Below are 22453 nucleotides of genomic sequence, written 5' to 3'. Positions count from 1 at the left end.
TTTCAGAACGCGTTTTTTGGCACGTCGTAGGAAATCCGCTCGAAGGTCTGCGACACGACATAGCGAAAGCCGTCGGTCCGGCCATCTGCGTCGCGCGGCACAAATGGTCCGATGATGCGGCGTTGGTTCGGGTTGAGGAAATACTGGTTGTTGTAATAGTCGCCATTCGGAAAATTGAGGTGAAACAGATAGATACTGGGTGAGCTTTCGACGCCATGCACCTTGATATCTCCGGTGGTGGACTCACACGCCTTGCCGTCAACCTCGAGGTCGAATTCACGCAGAACGAACAGATCCTTCAAGGTCTCGCCATGCTCATGTTCCGCGACAAGCTCATCAAAATTGCCCAGATCCTCTTGCCGGTAGTGCATGATCTTGCCGGGTTCTTTCCAGTCGATCGTCAGGATGCTGGGACCCGTGTACAAATAGTTGCCCTTGTGGTCATACATGATGGAATGACCTGTCCACATGCCGATCATGATGTCGAAAGGAATGGCGTAATCGAATGTTGTTGCAGAGGTCGTCATGCGATGGGTCCTTTGTGATTTGCGTTAAAATTGGATGATATGAGGGTTCAGGTTGGCCTCGGGCGTTGGGTTCGGCAACCAGCCCTGACTGACGGGCACGTCAAAAAGCCGCCCGGGTCCAAACCGCGCCCAGAAATGCCTCAGTCCAGGGGCGACGACACGCACGACAGGGAAATCAATGTCGGGGCGGGTCTGATCCAGAACCAGCACATCGATCCCGTGGGCCTTCAGCAGTGTCAGGCAGGTTTCGATATCGGTCAGAATATCGGCCCCGGCCAGCGAGTCCCAAGCGTCCAGACGCGCGGTTTCTGGGTCAGGAACGAGATATGCCGCATCCTCAAATCGGGTGGTGCGCCACCAATCAACGGCGTCCGCGCCGCCCAGATAGGTTGTCTGATCCGATGTTCCGCCGGCCTTCGGAACAGCTTCGAGCGATTGATTGACCTCGGTCAATGCACGCGACAGGGCGACCTGGGGGTCGAGGTGGCACCCAAAGCCATATATGATGTCCTGTTCGGCCTTGTCAGTTCTGCCCGAGATCGCCGCAAAGGTCGAAATACCGATGTCGCTGGTCACGTCGATGACGTCGAGCGTCCGGTTCATCCGGTGGTATTGCGCGGCAAGCTGGGTCGCATAGGCATCGCCCAAGCGCTTGAAATCAACACCGCGCCGGATCAGGCGGTTGTACCACCAGATCGCGACCGCATCCCGTTCGATCAGTTCCAGCAAGCCTTGCAGGATCGCCTCTTCCATCGTCGCACCCGCAGCGCAGCCATTGGAATCCGCGCGCCCAAAAACCGCGCCCGGCCCCTGATACCCGAAATAGCACATTGAAGTTGGCAGATAACGGCAGTGCCCGGTGTTGATCGACCAAAGCGGTGTCCATTCGACCTCGACCATCGGATCAAAGGGTTCCGGCACCCAGTGGGCCTTGTGATCTTTGCGATTATGCGCGTCGCGCTCGGAGAATTGACGCGCGCTGTACCCCATGCAGTCATTCGGCGCGATGGCGGCTTCGCCAAGGTCGGTGAACCGGGCCAGCCGGCGTGTCTCGGTCCCGTCGAAAACACCGCAATACCGTTCCAGCGACTCGGCCACCGCGCTGAGGCGCGCCTGTTCGGGGGTGCGGCCCTTGCCACCGGATCGCCGCCGCAAGCCTTCACGTAGAAAAAAGCGGCTGTCGTGCATGTCGGAAAAGTTGTGATCGGCAGAGAAGGTAGGGGTGATCCAGTCTTCGCCTTCGACCCTTCCGCTGCGGCTGCCAGGGGTGACGGTGCCAATGATCCCGGTGATCGGGCTGACATGGCGATCCAGCCTTTGCAATATGTCTTTGGCATCGCTGGTGCGATGACCGCCGTCGGTACCGGCCAGCTTTGGTTGGGATCTCAGTATAGGCTTCGAGCTAGTGACCGGGCCACTGGCATCTCCACAGACCGGGCATTGGGGTCTGCGGGTCAGGACGTGGCTTTGCCGATCCATGGTCAGACGATCCGTGCTGATCACCCGGTCCGCGAGAATAGATGCGCCGCCCGTGCCGATCCAACGTGTCACTTCGGTCGCAAGCTCTGCTAGAGCGGAAATTGTTGACGCGCCTGTACCTGAAAGCGGGGCGATGGACTGAGCGTGTTGACCAAGATGCACCTCGACCCGCTTGTGCCATTGCAGACGATGGGCCAGACAGTCCCAGCAGGCAGTTTCACCCGGTACAAAGGCGGGTCCCAACCAACTTTGCAGCCCGTCGGGTTTCGCCAAGACCCAGGGTTTCGCTTCTGCGTTGGCTTTTTGGTTCCACGATGCCAACTCAGCATCAAGGTAGCTGTCTGCGATGACGATCGTCATTGCACCGCTTGTGGTCACGTTCAGCCCGTTGCGTTCTAACAGCACGTGCAATTCTTGGGCGGAGGTCTGGCCAAGGCTGATCACGTTGACTGGCGTGGTCGCAATGCGCTGGGCGGCCTGCGCCGGGCTGGTCCCGGCCAGTTCCCAAAATGCCTGTTGATCGCGCGGCATGGCCGAGGTTTCGTGGGCCAGAAAGCCATGCCGTTTGAGCAGATCGAGGGCGGCAAAAACATCCGCGCTGGCATGATGCCGGCACAAGGTGTCAAAAATGTCCTCGATCTGATGCGTTCCATCCAGCAAAGGGGCCAGATCGCAATAAATCCTGCCGGTCAGGCATACATGCCCCCGTTCGCTGAACAGGAACAAACCTTCGTCCGGGTCGACGACAGGCTCGATGCTGGATTTGAAACGCGGTGCCGCAATGGCACTGTCATACATGGGCGCCAGCGCCCCTAGCAGCAGGCGGGTGGGGCGACAGCGTCATCATGCGTGTGAAGGTCGTCATCCGAGACATCGCTGGGCTTGTCGCCAACATTGACGATCTTCGTGAACGTCTTGCCGATCTCGTCACCATACGCCTTGACGGCGGACGTCGGGTCCTGTTCGAGCAAGGTCCGGTACTCGGGGTCTTTCCACGCTTTGGCGTGCATCTTGCCCCAGTCTTCATTGGTTGGTGCGCTCATCGAAAATCACTCCCTCTTGTGTATATTGTTGCCGTCTGCATGTGGCTTCTTCGCGCCGCAAAGTCTGCGATCTACCGGCCACGCGCATTGCGTTAACCTTTTCATAGCCCCAAGCTTCAATCAAGCGGCATGTTGACCTTCGGGTCATGCGTGGCGACACAAAATCGTTTTGTTCACCATACTTGTCTTTGATTGGCTACGCCCGGCGGCTCAATTCAAAGGTCTCAGACGTCTCTGGAACCCGTGTCAGCATCCATCGGTGTGAAAGTGTCGCGATGATCGTGGCCATCTGCAACTGCGATTGCGCGGCGGCGATGCACACTCTTGGTCCGGCCCCGAAGGGCATGTAGGCTTTTGACGACTCCGGCGGCAGACGGCCTGCGGCAAAGCGGTCCGGCAGGTATGTGTCCGGTTGCAAAAAGTAACGAGAATCCCGATGCAGAAGTACCGGACTTACCCAGACGCCCAGCCCTTTGGAAAACATATACCCGGAAAGTTGGAAGCCTTGCGCCACCACTCGGTACAGGATCGGGGCCGGTGGCGACAAGCGCATGGACTCGCGCAGAAACGCCAACGTTTGGCTTGCTCCAAGCGTCTGGACGTCCGGCTCGGCGAATGCGCTGAGTGTTGCGGCGTCTTCAGCGACAAGGCGATCCAGATTGTGGCGGTCGACATCGCGCCAAAAGGCTGTAAGGGCAAAGGGGACCGTCAGGTGTCCCGCAAAGAGCATCTGAATGACCTCGCCAACAATCTCCTCTCGCGTCAGCGACATCGGGTCTGTCAAATGAGCCTGAACCAATGCCGAGAGGACGTCACCACGATCAGAGAAATTGCGGATCCGTGTGTCGATGATGGCCTGAACGGAGTCCATCACCTTGGGCGCACGCGGGCGCGTCATTCGCAGCGCGCCGCCGGGAGTTGTTTCTGCCGGAGTGGTGAAATCTTCGCCAAAGCCTTCGGAAAAGGGCACCAGTCCGCTGCGTCCGCGACCGTCCGAAAAGCCATCGAGGTCGGCGTCAAGCACGGTGCGCAACGCTATGCGCGTTGTCAGCACCCTCATCTCGTGGCGCAGATCGATGACGGTGCGACCTGTCCAATCCTCTGCCATGGCCCGCGCAAGCTCGGCAGCGATGTGCAGCCGTGGCTGCCGCATCGCCGCCCGGAAAAGCGGCAGCAACTGATGCCGACGCGCGCGCCAGATCGTGGGATCATTCAGCGTGGTCAGCCCATCGCCCCAATACCCACGATTCGAGTCGCGCAGGAAGCCGGGCTTGCACAAATGTGCCTCATGAAAGCGGAAAAGGTCGCGCACAAGGGCTGCATCGTTGATCAGAACTACGGGCCCGGACCCCAGATCAAAGCTGGCCACATCACCGAAACTGCGCCAGAGTTGACCCAGAAAACCCAACGGATCCCGTTTGAAGAACCCGGCATTGAGCCGTGCGTTCTGCGCTCCGGTCGGTCCGGGTGGCAAATCTGTCTGAATAACCGTCATCCGACCACATTGCGCGGAGCGAATTAATGGTTCAACCCGATCTCTGGTCCTATCGTCTGGCACCGGATGTTTCTTGCGAAGTGGTCGATGATCAGGTGCAATTGCGCAGCCCCGCTGGCGGCTTGCGGTTTCCCGGTGCAGATCACGCAGAGCTGGCCAAAATGCTGGCGCAGGGCGCCGTGGCCGAGGCTGTGATGGCCTCAAACCCCCGGACCCGAGACGTTTATGCAGCGTTTCTTTTTCGACTGGATCAGCGCGGATTTCTAAGCCGGTCTTTGATCGTCGGCGAAAAAATCATTGCGACCTGCAATCCGCGACGCGCTCCTGCTGGTGGTCTGCCAGAAGGTTTGTCGGCACGGATCCTCAAGCTGTCATCCCAAACGCTGTTGCAGCCCTTCGGCGCTGGCTTTCGCGCGCAGCGTCCGGGCGCGTGGGCTGAGATCGAGCTTACTGATGCGCGTTTGGGACAACTGCTGTTCGATTTGGTGGACGGTATCGAGGCGGATCGGATCAACGCGGAACACTATGACCTGAACCCGCAGGTTCTGGATGCGTTGTTGCGCCTGTTTGATTGGTGCCAGTTGCTGGAAACCTCTGATGCAAACCGGGTGCCGGTGCATGAGGCGCTATTTCACAGCCGCACGCGCATGGGATTCTCTCGGGCGCCGATTGGCAAGACCGGTTTCGCGGCACCAACAAGCAAAGCGTCGCCCGAACCGCAAATTCTTTTGGAAAAGCCGGAACTGGCAGATCTCATCGCTCAGGACGCGCCTTACGCGCTTGTCGCGCATCGCCGCAAAAGCCGACGGTCACAGGCGCACGATCCGATATCTTGCGCGCAACTCGGAGCGTTGCTGTTCAGGTGTTTTTACGATGAAAATGGCCGCCGTCCATATCCCAGCGGGGGCGGACTGCATCCGCTGACTGCGTTTCTTGTCGTGAACCGCTGTGACGGTTTGGAATCCGGACTGTATCGCTATGACGCTCGGCATCACGGCCTGAGCTTGTTGACGAACAAGGATCGCTCTCTTGACGCGCTTCTGGCGGATGCTGCCGCTGCGGCCGATTGCAAATCGCTTTCGCAAGTCCTTTTGCTGCTGTCAGCGGATATGCCAAAAATGCGTGCAGGCTACGGGGATTTGGCCTATTCGCTGGTGCTGAAAGAGGTCGGGGCCGTATTCCAAACTGTCCAATTGGCGGGCGCGGCGATGAACCTCGCGATTTGCCCGCTGGGAACCGGGAACGCTCTCAGATTTGCGCAGCTGACCGGCCTGGACAGCGTCGACCGCCCATCTGTCGGGGAAATGATGATCGGATCAGCTGAACGATCATGAGAGGTGCCCGGCACCTGCCAACCCGCAAAGAGACATGAGCCTAGATTTTTGGCCGGTTTTCCGGCAAGATACCTGACGCGGGGAGGCAATTTGGCTTTCGCGCACCTGAACGGATCGGGCGGGGTTTGCGCCCAATTGCATCGACACACTGTATTTCAGGTCGACGCATTCACAGCCAAGGTCCGGGGCAGGGGGGTAGCAAGTAGGTTGTTATGTAGGGCGAGCGTTGGGGGAAATGGAAGGCACCATGGCGCAACCGGAGGTTTCCTCGGGGGCGAATTTCGGATCAGAGCAATCCGGTTCGATATTTTGGAGCGAAGCGCACAAGCTTGCGTTTGAACGGCTGACGTTTGCTGTCACCAGCGGCGCGCCGATGACCGTGTTTGTGGGTCGCGAAGGTACCGGGCGAACTCGTCTGGTGCGCGAATTGATTGCGACCAACACATCGGACTGTGTCATACGGTTGATGAACAACCCTGATGGGGCTGCCGGAGAGGTGTTCTCGGATGTGCTCTCGGCCTTCAATCCCAAGCGCGGCTATTCCGAGGATGTCGAACATGATCGCAATGAACTGTTCAGCGTGTTGCAGTCACTGCACGCGGCCGAACGGTTTCCGGTGCTGGTCGTGGACGATGCTGATCAGATGTCGAACCTTTATCTGGGCGAACTATGTGAACTTTGCGCCCAAAGTGTCGACGGGCGCCCCCTGTTGAAGCTGCTTCTGGTCGGACGTCCGGGAACGACCGATATCCTGTCCGGCGTCAGGCCCGACCTGACCGGCCCGGCCTTCACCCTGGACTGCCTGAGCAAAGATGACGTGGCGGGCTTTATGCGCGAGCGGCTTGACGAGATTGGCCTGACAGACCGGGCGCTTAGCAAAAACGCCATATCCGAAGCGTTTGCCCTGACCAGCGGCATCCCCGCGCGGCTCAACCTTCTGTGCGAGGGGCTAAAGCAAAACGCGACCCTCACGCGGTTCGCGACCAAAGTTGATACGCGGGAGATCGACAAGGCGCAGATGCGCAAGATCGGCGCGCTCGTCCGAATCCACGAGCTTGGCCAACAGGCCCACGATCAGGGGCGCTTGGACGATCAGTCTTCCTCTGTGGACGACGTTGTCCACGCGCGGGACGGTGCTGGTGCCGGGGACAGTCCGGTTCAGGATGCCCATCCCGACGAGACTGTGGAGGCAGGGCAGGGCCTTGCGAGAAAAACGTGGATTGTCGCCGGAGCGTTTGTTGTCCTGGGCGCTGGCGGCCTGATGCTATTGCCGGGCTCGCAGGCATTCTTTGCAGACCGTCTGGCTGCCTTGCAAGGGCAAATCCCCGCTCCGCAAGACGTTGCGACGGAAACGTCAGAAAGTTCAGCCCCGGCACCTGTTCCCGAGCCTGTCCCTGAACCGGACCTGCTTGCCGAAACAAGCGCGCGCGTGGCACGAATCGCGGACAGTCTGGCGGGGACCGAACCAACCGCAACCGGTCAGTACCTAGCCGCGCTGGATCTGGCCGAGGCGGCACCGGACGCGGCAGTCGTCGCGTATGCGAGGGCGGCGCTGGCCGGCCATGCGCGGTCCGCCTACTACCTGGGACAGATTTACGAAACGGGCGAAGGCGTTCCGGTGGACCTTACCCTGGCGCGGGCCTGGTACAGATTGGCAAGCTCAAAGATCGACGGAGCGTCGGCCCGGTTGGACGAGATACAGCCTGCAAGCACCGATGGTGCACCGGGCGCGCCGGTGCCGCTATACGCGAACAGAACCCCGGATGGTGAGTTGGACCTGATCTGGACCAGCGCGCAAGGCCAGGACCCGTCTGCGTACCGCATCGAGCTTTCGCCCCTTTCGGGCGATCCGGTGCATCACATCCCGGAAATGACGATCTCGGCCATTCGCGCGGTCGCACCTGATGCGGTAGGGCAGTGGCGTGTGATTGCGCTGACGGCAGAAGGGCAAGACGCAGCGGCCTCGCCCTGGGTTTCGATCGGCCCGTGACGGTGGCGCCACGGGCCGCATTGATCAGCAGCCGATAACGGCGCAGATTCTGTTGCGGTAGGCTGCGTTTGCCTCGCTTTCGATGCTTGACTGTTCCGGGGTCGCGATCGGCCCGCAACTTAGTTCATAGCCCTCGCCAAGCCCAAGATTCACGCATTCCGAAATATTCCAACCCGGCGGGATGTCGTTCAGATCAACGTCGTTCCATTTCGGATGGCCTGATTGCTTGAGGGTCTGAAACTCTTTGGCGATCAGATGCGCCACGTCAGATACCGCCTTACAGCTTTCGCGGTGGTATGCATTGCGCGCCGGCGTGTATTCATAGGTCATGAGTACTGCCTTCACGGCCACCACGTCGATCGTCTCTTGTTGGAACGGATATATCCCTGCCTCGATTTTGGACGGGGTGTAAACCGCCGCAAGCGTCGGGTCTGTGACTGGTAGAAGATGCAGTTTTTCCGGGTCGATCTGATCGGTCTGGAAAATTTTGGTGGGGGCCCCTGCGACATAGAAAAACGCATCGATACTGCCGTCCAGCAACATCTGCAAAGAGGTGTCCGCATTGATCGTCAGACGTTCCGACGGGGTTACTCCGGCCAGATCAAGCACCAGCGACGAGGTCAAAAACGTACCGCTGTCCTCAACGCCAACACCGACGCGACGGCCATTCAGGTCCGACAGCGACTTGACGTCTTTTTTGGCCAGGATGTGAACCTCTTCGTTATAAAGCGGGAAGGCGATCCGCACCCCAAAGATCGCCCGCGCAATCTCGGGATCCTCGCTTGAATAGGTTTTGAGATATTCCAGCACGTCGCTTTGCACGATGCCTAACTGAGTGTGGCGGCGTTTGCGCACGCCCAGAAAGTTTTCAAGCGAACCGGCGCTTTCGCGCACATTCAAATTGATCCCGCAGTTCGCAGCCAGACCACTCAGATCGCCACCGATCTGGATATATGTCCCCGTCGGACCGCCGGTCAGAATATTGCGCTCGAATGCGGACGCGGAATTTGGCAACACAACGCTCGCAGCCGCTAGAACAGCGGTTCTGGCGAAGACCTTCACCAGTTTGAAAAAATCCATCTTTACCTCCCTTTAAACAACAAAATTTAACAGAATTCTCCGGACCGTACCAAATGCAGCAGCGTATGGCGGTTGATCTCGCCGGTGGCCGATTGTAGCGCGTCAACAGCGCATGTGCCGCTGGCCAGTTCGGTGGCCAGCGCCTCGACGACCTCCAGCGGCAGTTCGGTTAGCCCGGGCGCACCGCTCAGAATGATGCGAACCGTTTCAATCGGTCTGCTTGGGCCTGTGGCGACAGGTACCGCAGCCGCCACCGGAGCGGCCGTTTCGGTTTGCGGGTCGGGTGTCACGGTGGCCTCGGGCGCGGCGTTCGTCACAGCCGCAAGCCGCGATTCAGCATCAAGCGTTCGGCGTTCCAATTCTGCCAGATTGGCGGCCAGACCAGCCAGTTCCTCACGATATGTCGCCGTTTGCAGGCGCAAAGCGGCCAGTTCCTGCTTTGCAGTTTCGGTGCTGGTTTCTGTTTCCGATAGCGCCGCCTGACTGTCCAATTGCCTTTGCTTGGCCAACTCGGCCTCTTGTATCGCCTCGGTCTTGGCTGCTTCCAATTCTGCCAAACGCGACAATGCAGCGTCGCGCAGCGATGCGGCCTCGGCAGCGTCGGCCTTTGCGCTATCAAGCTCCTGCCTGGCGTTGCCGATGTCATCCTGCACCGTTTGCAGATTGTTTTCCGCATCCGCGATCCGTGCCGTGATGTCTTGCAAAGTTTGGCCGGCCGCTGTTGCCTGCGCTGCCTGATCCTCGGCTGCTTGGATGTTCTCGGTCATCTGGGCAAGTTCTGCGCGGCGTGCTTCCAGATCACCGGCAACCGTGTTCAATTCGTCCTGCGCCGTCGCAGTGTCGGCCGATAGTTCTTGCAAGGCAGCGGCTGCCTGGTCGCGTTCGTCGCGAAGATCGGCCAATTCCTGACTGATCGCGGACCTCGCCTGTTCGTCTTCGGTTCTGGCCTGTTCTGCCGCGTTTTGCGTCTGCGTCAGTTCTTCACGCAACGCCGCAATGTCACCGGTCAGTTGATCGCGATCCTGCTGCAGTGCGTCCAATGCGGCTACCAAATCCAGTCGCACTTGATCGCCAACTTGCAATTCATAAACTACCTCGGCCAAACGTTCATCACTCTGTGCGATTTCCTCGCGTGCCGCATCTGATTGCGAAATCAGGTCCTGCATCTCTGTCGCAGCCAGCGCGCGCTGCGTTTCGTCGTCAGCGATTTCAGCTTGCAATTCCGTCAGCCGCGCGCGCGCATCTTCAATTTCACCTTCAATGCTGTTTCTATCGGCCAGCAACTGATCCGAGATTTCCTGCTGCTCTTGTGCCGAGGCCAATCCAGCCTGCACTTCGGACAGGGCAGACTCGGCTTCTTGCTGTTTCTCCTGCGCTGCGCGGGCTGCGGATTCCGCGCTCGAGCGGGTGGCCGACAGGGACGCGATTTCAACCGAGGCTGCTTCGCGGGTCTCATCCAATTCGGCCTGAACCTTTTCCAGATCAGACCGAGTTGCGGTCAATTCCTGTTGCATTCCGGTCAGATCGGCTTGGGCTGCTCTTTGTTGATTCAATAGCGACCGAAGCGTCTGCTCTGCCGCAGAAATCTGTTCGGCAGACCCATTGGTGTCTTCGGACAGCTTGGTCTTTTCAGCGCCCAGCGTTTCCAGTTCCTGCCGCAGTTGGGTTTCTTCCTGCCGTCGCATATTTACGACCCGTTGCAGCCGTTTCAGATCTTCGGTGACACCGACAAGCTCTTCTTGTCGCTTGGTAAGTTCAGATTGGGTTTGATCCAGTTCGGTCTGTTTGCTGCCAACCGACGATGTGAGTTGATCAAGCTCGTTCTGTTTGGCACCCAGATCGGAGGTCGCCGCGCTCAGACTCGCCTGTGTACCGGTCAGCGTTTCGTTCAGGCTGTCCAACTGCGTGCTTGCTTCGACCTGACTGCGAGTCAATGCCTCGACCTCGGATTTGAGCTGGTCTGCCAGCAGTCGATCGGCATCCATCTTGTTTTCAAGATCGCGCATTTCCAGTTTCAACTGCTCAAGATTGCCTACCTCAGCCGCTGCCGTTTCGATCTGAACGTTCAGATCGGCCAGTTTCACGCTGGCTTCCTGGGCGCTGGTTTCCAGTTCCACAAGCTCGGTCCGGCGCTTTTCCATCGCGTCTTCGTTGGCCTGCGTTTCCGAGGCCAATTGGCTGCGCGCCTCTTCCAGTTCAGCGATCCGGGATGCATTTTCCAGCCGTTCGGAATCAACTGCTGTAATTTGCGCGCGCAGATCGGAAAGATCGCTTTCAGCTTGCGTGATATCTGCGACCAAACCGTCTTTGGTCGTCCGCGCCCGGTCGATTTCTTCCTGTAACAAAGCCAGGATTTTCCGAAGTGAGGCCGCCGTCTGCGGTGACTCGGCTGACGCAGCCGTAGAGTCTGCGGTGTTTTGCGCCAAAGCGACAGGGGCCACCGCACCAATAGATGTTACAATGAATGCCAGAACAATCAGGCGCGACGAGACCATTCGCCAACTCTCCACTTAAAAAATAACGTGGTAAGTGTTTCACAAATTTGCGAAAAAGTCTAACTTGACGCTCATGGGCCGTTAGGCGCAGTAGGTGCCGATACGAAGCGCCGAAAGGTCAGCGGAATCTAAGCGTTCAATTTCCTGCATTTAGACGCATTTGGATGACTGTCCGCGACGACTAGCCTCACTGCTTCCGTCAGATATGTATCTCCGGGCCGATAGAAATACGCACCGCAACGGCGATGAAGAACAGAACGCTTCCGGTCAGGACAAAGACGTGCCAGATCGTGTTGTGGAACGGCATCCAATCAAGCAGGTAAAAGGTAATACCGGTTGTATAGACAAGCCCCCCGGCGATCATCAGGACGACAACCGTCGTCGAAAGCTCGGACAGCATCGGTTGTCCGGCCCAGATTACCGCCCAACCCATCATTACGTACAGGCCCAGTCCGAACCAACGAAACCGGTTGGGGTCCACCATTTTCAGAAATGACCCCAGCGTGGCCGAGGACCACAGACCCAAAAGCAAGCCCGGTGTCTGCCCGGCGGACAACAGCAGGAACGGTGTGTAAGTGCCAGCTATTTTGACATAAATGCCCGAGTGATCCAGTCGACGTAACAGCCCGGCCCAACGGTCGCTTTCGATCATATTGTACAGGGCTGACAGAACAAGCATCAGGATCAGTGTGATCCCATAGACCGAAGCCCCAAGAAGGGCCTCGGGTTCGGTCCGGTTATAGGCTGTCATGATGATAAGTGCAGGAACCGCGACGACGGCCAAGCTTATGCCCAGAATGTGCACAACCCCGTCGCTGACACGTTCAGCCCGGCTATAGGCCGGGCGCATTTCTGCAAATGACACCATACCGTTTAACCTGCAAACCTAATGTATAATTTATTGCGCCACCCACGTTTCGGCAAGGCGCGCGGCCAAGAGTTTGCATTCAATTGTATGTAACCTGGGTTACAAAGATGTCAGTTGATGTCATCCCCAGGTTTGGGGTCTTTGTAGCGGTTGAGGTCCAAAATGCCTGCCTGAACCGGGTCCTGTTTCAGGAACCTGGCGTTCAGGACATCGCTTGTCGGCCAGAAGGATGGGCTGGTTCGCCGCACACCATAGGCCGCAACGACGTCCAGCCAGTCGTCCTGAGAACTGATGGCCTGCACCGCGTCAGCAAACACGTTCAGTTGGTCCTGTGGGACCCGAAAATAGAAGTTGGGGTAACTGGCGAAGAGGCCCGGCAGGATCGTCAAGACATCCGCTTGGGGGTCGCGACGTGCGGCTTCGTCAAACAGGAAGGCAACGTTGAAATGTGCCTTGTCATGGGCCATCGAATAGACCTCGGACTCGCCATCGCTTGTCTGAACCACCAGAACAGAAAGATCGGGTAGGAACTTAACCCAAGGGCCGGTCTTATTCGCAAGCGCGCGCAGCGGGGTGAGCTCGTCGGTCTGGCAATCATCGTTCGCACATCTGTTGATTGCATCAATTTCGGGCCATAATCCATTGTTGCTGCCAATTAAATTCAGCAAGAATTCACGTTTGGGATCACTGGTTTCATAGTCAATGCCAGACGGGAAATCGTGGTCCACCTGCCGACGATGCCAATATGTGTGAATCTCAGCCAACGTGCCTTGATACCAGGTTGCGTGCATATCCCGCCGGATCTTGCGGGGCATGAATGTCAGGAACAGGTCCTCACTCTCCATCCGCAGCTCGTCCATGTACAACCGCGTTGAAAGCTGATGTTCGACCCGGCCAAAGACATCGTAGCCCGCCACAAGATCATAGTAGATGCGTTCGAAAATTGGGAAATCGATAACCCATGCGGTCTCGGGTATACCGCCATGAAACCCGTTCATGGCCGAGGCGTTGTCGAAATGGCGGAACACCGTGATCCGTGCATCGGGATTGGTGCCGTCGCCGTCCCAGATCGAGCTATAGTCAAAGCCGGATTCAAACAGCGGGCTGTCCCGATACCGCGCGTCCCGGAATTGCAGATATTCGATTTGAGCCTTGTGCGAAAACGCCTGCAGATCACCCAGAGCCCCGTCGTTGACCTTTGAAACAGGCAACTCCAAAAAAGCCGCCCCATCGGCAAGGAAACTGGGATCGGTGACAGACAGGTCGGCGTCGGGATCAAGGAAGCTGACCCAGAACCTGTCTTCGATCACATCAACGGCGGTTTCACCGTGGCAGACGGGACCACGGATGAAGCTGCGCACAAAGAACAGCGCATCATCCAGCAGAAACTGATAGCGGCTTCGCGCCGGGATCGCGGCGAAGGTGCTGAACGGATCGCCACCCTCGGACGTCCCAAAACCGGGCAGGGTTGTTACCGACCAAGCATCGTCCAGAAACAAACTCTGAAAACGGGCCAAACGGTCGGGGCCGATGGCGTAGACGAGGTGCTCTTTGTGCACGATGGTTTCGTCTACCAGTTGCAAACGATAATAGAACCGATCCACACCTGGCGCATCGAACGGGCGCCGCGTGGCGATTATGTCGATCTCTTGCCCCGGAGCGCTCGAGGATCGCACGAGTTGAAAGAACCGTCTGGGGTCGTCATTGTCGAAATGCAGCCGGGCCAGAAACAGATGTTCATATAAGTAGCGGCTCATCAATTGCGTGCGCAGGTCGGGGGCGTTCAGGAAATCTTCCCAATTTGCAATCTGATCTTGGATCTGCGTTGGGATTTCGGGCAGCACCGATGGCAGAGGTGCCCCGTTGCCTGCCCAAGACATCAGCTTTTGATACTCCGACTCTGTAAGCGGTGCAGTGCCATAGGGCATACCTGCAAGCCGATGATTGTCGCGAAACGCGTCGAACTCGGACGTTGTCGGGCAAACAAGTGGCCGATCCAGGGCCAGCCCCAGCGTTTCGGGCAATGGCGCGTCGGCTGGCAGGGGCGCGGTGCGTCCGAGGTTCAGATAACTTTCCAGCAGCGATTTGGACCCGTCAGAGCCAAGTGCCGGATGAAACCCCAACCCCCGCCACTCGGGGATTGTTTGCGCATCAATACCAAGGCGTGTGGGTTGCGCGTCAGACAGCCGCTGGGTGTGATAGACCGCCTGCTTGCTGGCCCCGCGCAGCAGACCCTCGGGCGAGGTCAGCTTCAGTTGACAGGGCGCGTCATAGCAACTGTGACAAACGACGCAGCGGTGATCCAAAATCGACTTTACCGTGCTCCATTCCGGTTCCGATATGGTCGTGCTGGCGTTAGTCGCTTGCGCCTGTGCTTGGTTGGGAAAGCCGAGAATGGTCGTTAGAACGAGCGCAAGCAAGGCCGATCCGACGCGGACCCCCAAAGGAACAGCATTGGGCATCGCATCCCCCCATCTGACAAAAACCACAGCGTCTTCAGTTTTGCTTGCACTCAGGCCAAAGTCGAGTCCCCGGGCCAGCAGTCGTGGCAGGTCAGACGCCCATGTCTCTCAATTGGTTGATCTCAGTGACACCCAACTGCGCCATCGCAATGTCGACCTCGTCGCGCAAAACCGACCAGAGCTGATTGAGCCCGGACTCGCCCTCGGCCGCGATGGCGAATTGCATGATACGTCCGAAGAACACGAAATCAGCGCCACTGGTCAGTGCCTTGATCACGTCCTCGCCCGATCGCAGCCCGCTGTCGTAGAACAGGGGAAAATCATCGCCCAAGGCTGCGCGAATCTTTGGCAGCATCAAAAAAGGCTCGGGCGCGCTTTCCAGCTGCCGCGCGCCGTGTGACGACACCTGAATGGCGTCCGCACCAGCGGCTTTCAGGGCAATAGCGTCTTCGACGTCCAGCACGCCTTTGACAACAAGGTTTCCGGGCCAGCGATCCCTGAGACGGGCAAAGGTTTCCCAATTCGCCTTGGCACGGCTTTCCGTGCGGTCAAACTCGTAGCCCTCCATCAGAAAGTTAGCCATTTGCGGCTTGCCCCGAAACAGCGTTGATAGCGACCAGCGCGGATGTAGGGCGAAATCCAGAACCTGCCGCGGACCCATTCGAAAGGGCATGCGAAACCCGTGCCGCAATTCGCGCGGACGGCGTCCCACTTCGGGGACATCGACGGTCAGCACCAGCGTGTCATATCCTGCGGCTTTGGCCCGGTCGACCAGCTTGAAGGTGCCGGTCCCATCGCCGCTGAAATATAGCTGGAACCACGCGTTACCCTCGGCGGCTTCCAACAGCTCTTCCATTGGGGTCGAAGCCACCGTCGAAACACCCAGCGGAACCGACTGACACGCGGCCAGACGGGCCAGCATCAGGTCGGCCCCCGGGGCGGACAAATTGCACATACCCATCGGCGCGATGCCAAAAGGGACATTTGCCGGAGTGCCCAAGACCGAACTCTCCAAAGACCGCTTACTGACGTCGCGCAGGATACGTGGGCGCAGCGTCATCGCATCCATAGCCGCGCGGTTCCGGGTGGCCCCAACCTCGGCGCCTGCCGCGCCATCGATATAGTCGAACACCATCCACGGCAAACGCCGCCGCGCAAGGCGGCGGGCGTCTTCGGCGCAGTGGATGGCGCTTTGCGGCATTACGCCTGAACAGCTTTCATAAAGCGATCGCGGATTACCACGGGGTCCATCGTGATCGGAGGCATCTTGGCATTGCCGCTTTCGCACTTGCTGACGATGATCGTCATCTGCCCGGCGTCCAGCGCCTCTTGCAGCACGCGGCCGGTGTCTTCGGCCTGACATTCGATGACGCGGTCACATCCGGCAGCCTCGGCCATTTTTGCAAGCGAGGTCTTCTGGCCGGCATAGGTGGGCTGATCTCCGGTCGAGCCATAGGAGCCATTGTCGACGATCAATAGAACATAATTGTCGGCCACATTATTGGCGATCGTGGGCAGGGTGCCCAGATTGGTCAGGATCGAACCATCGCCGTCAATCACGATAACCGGTTTGGGCTGCGACAGCGCCAACCCAAGGCCAATCGATGACGCAAGCCCCATCGTGCCCAGCATGTAGAAGTTGTTGGGCTGGTCGTCGATGGCGTGCAGCTCTTGGCTGGGGATGCCGATGTTGCAGACAACCAGTTGATCCCGCAGGATCGGAGCGATTTCTTTCAGAATCTCAGAACGGATCATTGGTCGCCGTAGCCTCCCCAGAAGTTGGCATCGGTCAGGATGGCGACCGGTTTGTTGCACATGAAGGTGTATTTCAGGATCGCATCCAGCTCCTCGACATCTTCCCTGTGGTGGAAGTGATAGGTTGGGATGTTCAGCTGCGCCAGCAGCGCCTTGGTATGCACGGCCATTTCGACCTGACAGGCGATGGGCTCGCGCAGCTCGCCCCGATACGAGATGAGCATCGGCAACGGCATCCGGTAATACTGGATCAACGTCGCCAGCGTGTTGATTGTTACGCCGATTGCAGTGTTCTGCATGATGATGGCGGGGCGTTTGCCGCCCATCCAGGCGCCTGCGCACAGACCCATACCTTCATCTTCTTTATTTGAAGGGATGTGATAGATGCCGTCGCGCTGGTCAATTTCCTCAATCACGCCGGCCAGTTGTTTGCACGGCACGGTGGTGACAAACGAGATATCGTTCGCCACCAGATCATCGGTGATCTTCTTGTCTATGTTCATGTCCGATCTGTCAGTCCTGTATGGGGCGCCAGTGGCGCGATTGACGGTTCAAAGCCCGCGGTGCACGTGCACGGCGCAAGGCGCATGGCGGACGACACGCGAGGCGGTCGACCCGAGAAAATAGTCGCTGATACCCGGCTTGTGCGATCCGATGACGATGCAATCGACATCGTTGTCCTTTGCGTAGTCAATGATCGTACGCGCGGTGTGGCCCTTGACAATTTCAGGCCTCACGCCGTCGAGCCCTTCGGTCTTTTCCAGCAATTTGCCGCGAGAGCGCTGAAAGGCTTCCTCGACAACGGATTTGTCAAGAAACGTGCTGACCGAGCCCTGCGGCAGTTCATAGACATGCAGCGCGATGATTTCCGCCCCCTTTTCTGACAGGGCGCGTGCGACCTCTAACGTGTGCTGTGAAATGCCATGATCCAGCGCCATCGGGACAATTACTTTTTTGTACATGGATGCCTCCAATTCTTGCGGGTTTATCCCCATGGGTTCAGGATAATCTTTGGTGCGGCAACCGCGCCAGAGCGGATGTCACGAAAGGCCTGCGCACCATCGGACAAGGCCCGTTCCTCGACCCAATCCAGCGCGCCCAGTCGCCCGTCAAAGATCGCCTGGGCGGTTTGTCTGAAATCCTCGGCCGTATAAGTGTAGGTCCCGATGAACGTGATCTCCTGCAAGGTCATGCGGCGTATGTCCAGCCCGCCGGTATCTTCGCCCAGCCCCACATGCGCGATGACGCCACCCGGTTCCGCACAGGCCGAGGCTGCCGTACGCGTGGCGGAAAACCCGACAGCATCGATCACAATCGGGTAGGTTCCGCCGGGTTGGTCCTGCGCATTCAGATTGACTAGGTTGCGCAAATATTCACGGCGCAAGGCGTTGGGTTCCGTGATCGTAACATCCTCAACACCCATGGCATGCAATGCCAGCGCAGCGGCCAGTCCGATGGCCCCACCGCCGATCACCAGTGCGCGCTTGTCCATTGCCGGGTGCAGTGCTTCGAGCGCGAGCCGGACGGCGTGCCAGCTTACGGCCAGAGGTTCCGCCAGCGCCGCCTTTGCCAACGAAACGTGATCGGGAACTTCGACAAGATTTCTCTCGGGCATCGCAACAAACTGCGCAAACGCGCCTTCGCGTGGTGGCATCGAAATGATCTGCCGCTTGCCGCAGAGGTTTTCACGACCCGACTTGCAGGCAGCGCATACGCCGCACGATACCAGCGGGTTGACGGTGACTCGCGTCCCCTCCTTAGGGCCGTCGACGATGACGCCTGCTGCCTCGTGGCCAAGGATCAACGGGGCAGGGCGGCGCGCGTCGTGGCCCAGATAGGCGTGCATATCCGACCCGCATATCCCGACGGCATCAACGCGGATGAGATGCTCACCCAGATTTGGGGTGGCGTCCGGAACGTCTTCGAACTCAAGCCGTTCAACCCCGTGATAGACAAGCGCCTTCATTTTGCCGTGAACCCCCCGTCAACCATCAGCACCTGCCCGGTGACATAGTCGGATGCCGTCGAGCAGAGAAACAGGATCGGGCCGTCGATATCCTCGAGCCGCCCGTTGCGCTGTATACAGGTTTGGGCGGCGTTGCGGGCCGCGCGTTCCGGGTCGTCGAAAACCGCCTGGGTCAGTTCGGTCGGAAAAAATCCCGGACCAATGGCGTTAGCGGTGATGCCAAAAGGCGTCCACGCTTCGGCCATGGCTCGCGTCAACTGACCGATGCCGCCCTTGGTTGCACCGTAAGCAATCCCGCCTGGAAACGCCCTTGTTGTCTGAAGTGAGGCGAAGTTGACGATCCGCCCCCAGCCTTTCTCTTTCATCGCGGGAACCATCGCCTTGCTCAGAAAGAATGGCGCGCTGAGGTTCAGGGCCAGTGTCGCATCCCAGCCCTGATCGGTGACGTCATCTGCAGGCTCGCGGGTATTGACCCCGGCCGCGTGCACAAGAATATCAGGCGCGCCGAAACTGTCCGAGACCGCCTGAACCAGATCCGGCATCCTGTCGCGATCCGCTACGTCGGCGGCGACGCCTGTGGCGGAGTCGCCGATCTCGGCGCACATCGCGTTCAACCCATCCGCGCGGCGTGCAACACCAACCACTTTGGCCCCGGCGGACGCCAAGACTTTGGCGACCTGCCGACCCAGCCCGGAACTGGCACCCGTAATACACGCCACCTTGCCCGTCAGATCAAAGAGCGCGCGCGGGTCATCCATCAGCGGTCAGATCGAACTGTTCGTCCGGGAAATACTTGGCAAGACGCACGTCTGCCGCACGGGCGTGACCCTCCATTCCCTCAAGGCGGGAAATACGGGCGGTCGCTTCGGCGATGGATTTTGACCCTTCGCGCGTGGCGCGTTGCCAGGTCACGATCTTCATGTATTTGTGCACACTCAACCCGCCAGTATAGCTGGCCGCGCCCGACGTGGGCAGCACATGGTTGGTTCCGGTGGCCTTGTCGCCATAAGACACGGTGGTTTCTTCCCCCAGAAACAGCGAGCCATAGCAGGTCAGGCGGCTCAGCCACCAATCCAGATCTTCTGCCTGAACGGTGAGGTGCTCGGGCGCATAGTCGTCTGAACAGGCGGCCATTTCCTCGCGATCCGAGCAGACGATAACCTCGGCATAGTCGCGCCACGCGGCAAAGGCGTTCTCGCGGTTCAGGTCGGGCAGGTCTTCGATCAGCGCGGGAACCAATTCCATGACCTTCTCAGCAAGTGCGCGATCGTCGGTCACAAGCCAGACAGGCGAGTTGTACCCATGTTCGGCTTGGCTCACCAAATCGGTCGCCACCACATGCGCGTCCGAGGTCGCGTCCGCAAGGATCAGGCTGTCGGTCGGTCCGGCGATCATGTCGATGCCAACCTTGCCGTAGAGGATCCGCTTCGCCTCGGCCACGAACTGGTTGCCGGGGCCGACAAGGATGTTTGCGCGCGGCAGACCGAACAGGCCATAGGTCATCGCAGCAACGCCCTGCACACCACCCATCGCCAGAATGCTGTCCGCGCCGCAGATATGCGCTGCGTAGACAATCGCCGGCGCAACACCTTCGCCGGGGCGGGGTGGGGAACAGGCCGTGATGTGGCGGCAACCAGCGACTTTGGCTGTGGTGACTGTCATGATCGCACTTGCAATGTGGCTATAGCGCCCGCCGGGTACATAACATCCCGCCGCATCCACCGGGATCGCCTTTTGACCGGCGACAAAGCCGGGTACGATCTCCATTTGCACATCCGAGACGGTCGCCTTTTGCGTTTCGGCAAAGCGGCGCACGTTGTCATGGGCAAAGCGGATATCAGCCTTCAGCTTCTCTGGCACCAGGGCGCAGGCCGCTTCGATCTCTTCCGCGGTCATCAAGACGTTGCCTTCGAACTTGTCGAACTTGGCCGCGTATTCCAGCGCCTTGGCGTCGCCGCCGGTTTCGATGTCGGCAAGGATAGTCTTGACCGTATCATGCACCTCAGTTGCATGAGATTGCGCGGTCAAAGTTGCCTTTTTCAGATAGTCACGAGGCATTTTCAGCAGATCCTATTGGTAGATTGCAGGAAGCAGAGTGGTCGAAACCGCCGGAACATAGGCGATCAGAAGAACCACGATCAACATGGTCAATACGAAAGGTATGGCACGGGCGGCTATCTTCAGAATTGACTCGCCGGTAATGCCAGATACGACAAACAGGTTCAGACCCAGCGGCGGAGTGATAAAGCCGACACCCAATGCGGTGATCATCATGATGCAGAACTGGATCTCGTTCATGCCGATATTGTCAGCCAGCGGCTTCAGGATCGGTGCAAGGATCACGATGTTCGGCGTCGTCTCCATGACGCAGCCCGCAGCGACCAGAATTCCGATCATCAGCAGGATCAGAAGATAGGGATCATCGGTCAGTGCGGTGACGGATGTAACGAAACCCTGTGGGACGCCCATGATGGCCAACGCCTCGGCCAAGGGGGCCGAGAAAGCGATGATCGGCAGGATCACACCGTTCACCTTGGCCGAACTGACCAGCATCGACGGGAAGTCGGCCAGCGACAGCGTGCGCATGATGAAACCCATGATGATGGTCACAACAACAGCGGTCGCACCTGCCTCGGTCGGGGTCAGGCGGCCCGAAAAGATGCCGTAGAAGATGATGCCGGGCACGATGAAAGCGTACCAGCCGGATTTCAGCGCCTTTCCCAGATTGGCAAACCATTCGCCCATGGTCATCATGCCGCCGCCCTCATAGGAATAGATGCGGTTCATGATGATGTTGGTGATCAGGATAGACACCAGAATGGCCAGACCCGGGATCAGTGCTGCAAGGAACAGGGTCGAGGCCGAAATACCCAGCACAAGACCGATGATGATATAGGCGATCGAAGGTGGGATCAGGATGCCGGTACAGGCACCGGCGGCCACCAATGCGCAGGCATAAGGGCGGGGATAGCCGCTTTCGACCAGACGGTTGATGGTCATGCGTCCCACGGCGGCCGCGCCTGCGGCGTCCGAGCCCGAGATCGCCGCGAACATGCCGCAGACCAGAACAGTGGCGGATCCGAATCCGCCCTTTGCGAAACAGGTCAGCGCCTCGGCCACGTCGAGGAATTTCCGCGACAGTCCGGTGCGGACCAAGACGTCGCCCGTCAGAATAAACAGAGGAACGGCGGTCAGGGCAAACGCGTCGATGCCGGTGAACAGACTTTCGCCCACAAGGCTCAGGGGCAGATCGCCGGACATGACCAGCATGACAATCGCCGCCGTGCCAATCGCTGCCCAGACGGGAACAGCAAGCGCGATCAGGCCGACAAACAGGATAACGGGCAGGTAAAAATCCCAGCCAAGCTCGACCGTTTGATTGAGGGAATTCCAGAGCATCTCAGATCTCCTCAGTCAAACAGCTTGTCGCCTTCGAAGACGGGCGTGCCGTCACGAAGCGATTTCAGGTCGCGCATCAGGGATTGGATCAGTCGCCAGATCATCAGCGCAAATCCGGTGGGAACCGCCATCAGGAACCAGACTTTGGAAACCCGCAGGCCATCGGTGACCGACCCGAACTTGGCGGAGACGTGTACCGCCTCGTAAGACCAGTACAGCGCGATGATCGCAACCGCGAACATCACCAGATCGCCGAAGATATACAGCAATGCCTTCGGGCGCTGTCCGATGTAGTGCATGATCACGTCGATGCGGATATGAGCACGCTCTTTCACCGCAGCCGCAGCACCGATCCAGGCAAGATAAATAAAGGAATAGCGAACGATCTCTTCGCCCCAAATCGAGGAGTAAGCAAAGATCTCTCGCCGCAGAACCTCGATGGCCATGGTGATGACCAGCATCACGTAGAACACCAGCAGCAGCCAGCGTTCGGCGTTGCGGTCTATGTTTTTAAGAATGGGCATCGCTTCCCTCGGCGAAAAAGCAGCCAGTCCCGAACC

19 protein-coding genes are annotated in these 22453 nt (G+C 58.7%); 2 read left to right on the top strand and 17 right to left on the bottom strand.

Going from position 1 to position 22453, the window contains the following annotated elements; translation table 11 throughout:
• Positions 1-2: 2 nt before the first annotated feature.
• From ACR0JA_RS05395 to ACR0JA_RS05380, 4 genes are all read right to left on the bottom strand, one after another.
• The gene (locus tag ACR0JA_RS05395) at positions 3-527 is read right to left on the bottom strand and encodes a hypothetical protein (protein ID WP_480571011.1); all 525 of its coding nucleotides are present in this window, start codon (positions 525-527) and stop codon (positions 3-5) included.
• Positions 528-551: 24 nt separating this feature from the next.
• Entirely contained in the window at positions 552-2804 is a 2253-nt protein-coding gene (locus ACR0JA_RS05390) for a TOMM precursor leader peptide-binding protein (protein WP_480571008.1), read from the bottom strand.
• A gap of 14 nt (positions 2805-2818) precedes the next feature.
• Entirely contained in the window at positions 2819-3049 is a 231-nt protein-coding gene (locus tag ACR0JA_RS05385; RefSeq protein WP_480571005.1) for a hypothetical protein, read from the bottom strand.
• A gap of 196 nt (positions 3050-3245) precedes the next feature.
• Entirely contained in the window at positions 3246-4544 is a 1299-nt protein-coding gene (locus tag ACR0JA_RS05380) for a cytochrome P450 (protein ID WP_480571002.1), read from the bottom strand.
• Positions 4545-4570: 26 nt separating this feature from the next.
• On the opposite strand from ACR0JA_RS05380, the gene ACR0JA_RS05375 reads away from it, so the two are divergent.
• Both ACR0JA_RS05375 and ACR0JA_RS05370 read left to right on the top strand, forming a co-directional pair.
• The gene (locus ACR0JA_RS05375; protein ID WP_480571000.1) at positions 4571-5878 is read left to right on the top strand and encodes a SagB family peptide dehydrogenase; all 1308 of its coding nucleotides are present in this window, start codon (positions 4571-4573) and stop codon (positions 5876-5878) included.
• 247 nt (positions 5879-6125) lie between these two features.
• Complete coding sequence (locus tag ACR0JA_RS05370; RefSeq protein WP_480570997.1) at positions 6126-7868, top strand: AAA family ATPase; 1743 nt, start codon at positions 6126-6128, stop codon at positions 7866-7868.
• 24 nt (positions 7869-7892) lie between these two features.
• On the opposite strand, the gene ACR0JA_RS05365 is transcribed toward ACR0JA_RS05370, so the two are convergent.
• From ACR0JA_RS05365 to ACR0JA_RS05305, 13 genes are all read right to left on the bottom strand, one after another.
• Positions 7893-8948, bottom strand: coding sequence for a TAXI family TRAP transporter solute-binding subunit (locus ACR0JA_RS05365; RefSeq protein WP_480570994.1), 1056 nt, complete (start codon positions 8946-8948; stop codon positions 7893-7895).
• 26 nt (positions 8949-8974) lie between these two features.
• Positions 8975-11443, bottom strand: coding sequence for a coiled-coil domain-containing protein (locus ACR0JA_RS05360; RefSeq protein WP_480570992.1), 2469 nt, complete (start codon positions 11441-11443; stop codon positions 8975-8977).
• Positions 11444-11642: 199 nt separating this feature from the next.
• The gene (trhA, locus tag ACR0JA_RS05355) at positions 11643-12311 is read right to left on the bottom strand and encodes a PAQR family membrane homeostasis protein TrhA (protein WP_480570989.1); all 669 of its coding nucleotides are present in this window, start codon (positions 12309-12311) and stop codon (positions 11643-11645) included.
• 110 nt (positions 12312-12421) lie between these two features.
• Complete coding sequence (locus ACR0JA_RS05350) at positions 12422-14773, bottom strand: fatty acid cis/trans isomerase (protein WP_480570986.1); 2352 nt, start codon at positions 14771-14773, stop codon at positions 12422-12424.
• Positions 14774-14864: 91 nt separating this feature from the next.
• On the bottom strand, positions 14865-15974 hold the full coding sequence (locus ACR0JA_RS05345) for an alpha-hydroxy acid oxidase (RefSeq protein WP_480570984.1): 1110 nt from the start codon (positions 15972-15974) through the stop codon (positions 14865-14867).
• On the bottom strand, positions 15974-16528 hold the full coding sequence (gene comE / locus ACR0JA_RS05340) for a sulfopyruvate decarboxylase subunit beta (protein WP_480570981.1): 555 nt from the start codon (positions 16526-16528) through the stop codon (positions 15974-15976). The genes ACR0JA_RS05345 and comE overlap by 1 nt, the downstream gene beginning before the upstream one ends.
• Complete coding sequence (gene comD, locus ACR0JA_RS05335) at positions 16525-17031, bottom strand: sulfopyruvate decarboxylase subunit alpha (protein WP_480570979.1); 507 nt, start codon at positions 17029-17031, stop codon at positions 16525-16527. The genes comE and comD overlap by 4 nt, the downstream gene beginning before the upstream one ends.
• A gap of 48 nt (positions 17032-17079) precedes the next feature.
• Complete coding sequence (locus ACR0JA_RS05330) at positions 17080-17490, bottom strand: universal stress protein (protein WP_480570976.1); 411 nt, start codon at positions 17488-17490, stop codon at positions 17080-17082.
• Between the two features lie 23 nt (positions 17491-17513).
• Entirely contained in the window at positions 17514-18494 is a 981-nt protein-coding gene (locus tag ACR0JA_RS05325; RefSeq protein ID WP_480570973.1) for an alcohol dehydrogenase catalytic domain-containing protein, read from the bottom strand.
• Positions 18491-19252: an SDR family NAD(P)-dependent oxidoreductase gene (locus tag ACR0JA_RS05320; protein ID WP_480570970.1), complete on the bottom strand. Its 762-nt coding sequence runs from the start codon at positions 19250-19252 to the stop codon at positions 18491-18493. Before ACR0JA_RS05320 ends, ACR0JA_RS05325 begins: the two co-directional genes overlap by 4 nt.
• The gene (gene hisD, locus ACR0JA_RS05315) at positions 19245-20552 is read right to left on the bottom strand and encodes a histidinol dehydrogenase (RefSeq protein WP_480570968.1); all 1308 of its coding nucleotides are present in this window, start codon (positions 20550-20552) and stop codon (positions 19245-19247) included. The genes ACR0JA_RS05320 and hisD overlap by 8 nt, the downstream gene beginning before the upstream one ends.
• A gap of 12 nt (positions 20553-20564) precedes the next feature.
• The gene (locus ACR0JA_RS05310; RefSeq protein WP_480570965.1) at positions 20565-21893 is read right to left on the bottom strand and encodes a TRAP transporter large permease; all 1329 of its coding nucleotides are present in this window, start codon (positions 21891-21893) and stop codon (positions 20565-20567) included.
• 11 nt (positions 21894-21904) lie between these two features.
• On the bottom strand, positions 21905-22417 hold the full coding sequence (locus ACR0JA_RS05305; RefSeq protein ID WP_480570962.1) for a TRAP transporter small permease: 513 nt from the start codon (positions 22415-22417) through the stop codon (positions 21905-21907).
• Positions 22418-22453: the final 36 nt, after the last annotated feature.

The organism is Ruegeria sp. AM4, from assembly GCF_056540665.1.
The sequence above is the reverse complement of the archived record's forward strand: the minus strand, read 5'-3'. Positions and strand labels throughout refer to the sequence as shown.

Bases quoted from the DNA above. Each gene is read 5' to 3' on its own strand.
- ACR0JA_RS05395 (WP_480571011.1), bottom strand. From the start codon at position 527: ATGACGACCTCTGCAACAACATTCGATTACGCCATTCCTTTCGACATC.
- ACR0JA_RS05390 (WP_480571008.1), bottom strand. From the start codon at position 2,804: ATGTATGACAGTGCCATTGCGGCACCGCGTTTCAAATCCAGCATCGAG.
- ACR0JA_RS05385 (WP_480571005.1), bottom strand. From the start codon at position 3,049: ATGAGCGCACCAACCAATGAAGACTGGGGCAAGATGCACGCCAAAGCG.
- ACR0JA_RS05380 (WP_480571002.1), bottom strand. From the start codon at position 4,544: ATGACGGTTATTCAGACAGATTTGCCACCCGGACCGACCGGAGCGCAG.
- ACR0JA_RS05375 (WP_480571000.1), top strand. From the start codon at position 4,571: ATGGTTCAACCCGATCTCTGGTCCTATCGTCTGGCACCGGATGTTTCT.
- ACR0JA_RS05370 (WP_480570997.1), top strand. From the start codon at position 6,126: ATGGCGCAACCGGAGGTTTCCTCGGGGGCGAATTTCGGATCAGAGCAA.
- ACR0JA_RS05365 (WP_480570994.1), bottom strand. From the start codon at position 8,948: ATGGATTTTTTCAAACTGGTGAAGGTCTTCGCCAGAACCGCTGTTCTA.
- ACR0JA_RS05360 (WP_480570992.1), bottom strand. From the start codon at position 11,443: ATGGTCTCGTCGCGCCTGATTGTTCTGGCATTCATTGTAACATCTATT.
- trhA (WP_480570989.1), bottom strand. From the start codon at position 12,311: ATGGTGTCATTTGCAGAAATGCGCCCGGCCTATAGCCGGGCTGAACGT.
- ACR0JA_RS05350 (WP_480570986.1), bottom strand. From the start codon at position 14,773: ATGCCCAATGCTGTTCCTTTGGGGGTCCGCGTCGGATCGGCCTTGCTT.
- ACR0JA_RS05345 (WP_480570984.1), bottom strand. From the start codon at position 15,974: ATGCCGCAAAGCGCCATCCACTGCGCCGAAGACGCCCGCCGCCTTGCG.
- comE (WP_480570981.1), bottom strand. From the start codon at position 16,528: ATGATCCGTTCTGAGATTCTGAAAGAAATCGCTCCGATCCTGCGGGAT.
- comD (WP_480570979.1), bottom strand. From the start codon at position 17,031: ATGAACATAGACAAGAAGATCACCGATGATCTGGTGGCGAACGATATC.
- ACR0JA_RS05330 (WP_480570976.1), bottom strand. From the start codon at position 17,490: ATGTACAAAAAAGTAATTGTCCCGATGGCGCTGGATCATGGCATTTCA.
- ACR0JA_RS05325 (WP_480570973.1), bottom strand. From the start codon at position 18,494: ATGAAGGCGCTTGTCTATCACGGGGTTGAACGGCTTGAGTTCGAAGAC.
- ACR0JA_RS05320 (WP_480570970.1), bottom strand. From the start codon at position 19,252: ATGGATGACCCGCGCGCGCTCTTTGATCTGACGGGCAAGGTGGCGTGT.
- hisD (WP_480570968.1), bottom strand. From the start codon at position 20,552: ATGCCTCGTGACTATCTGAAAAAGGCAACTTTGACCGCGCAATCTCAT.
- ACR0JA_RS05310 (WP_480570965.1), bottom strand. From the start codon at position 21,893: ATGCTCTGGAATTCCCTCAATCAAACGGTCGAGCTTGGCTGGGATTTT.
- ACR0JA_RS05305 (WP_480570962.1), bottom strand. From the start codon at position 22,417: ATGCCCATTCTTAAAAACATAGACCGCAACGCCGAACGCTGGCTGCTG.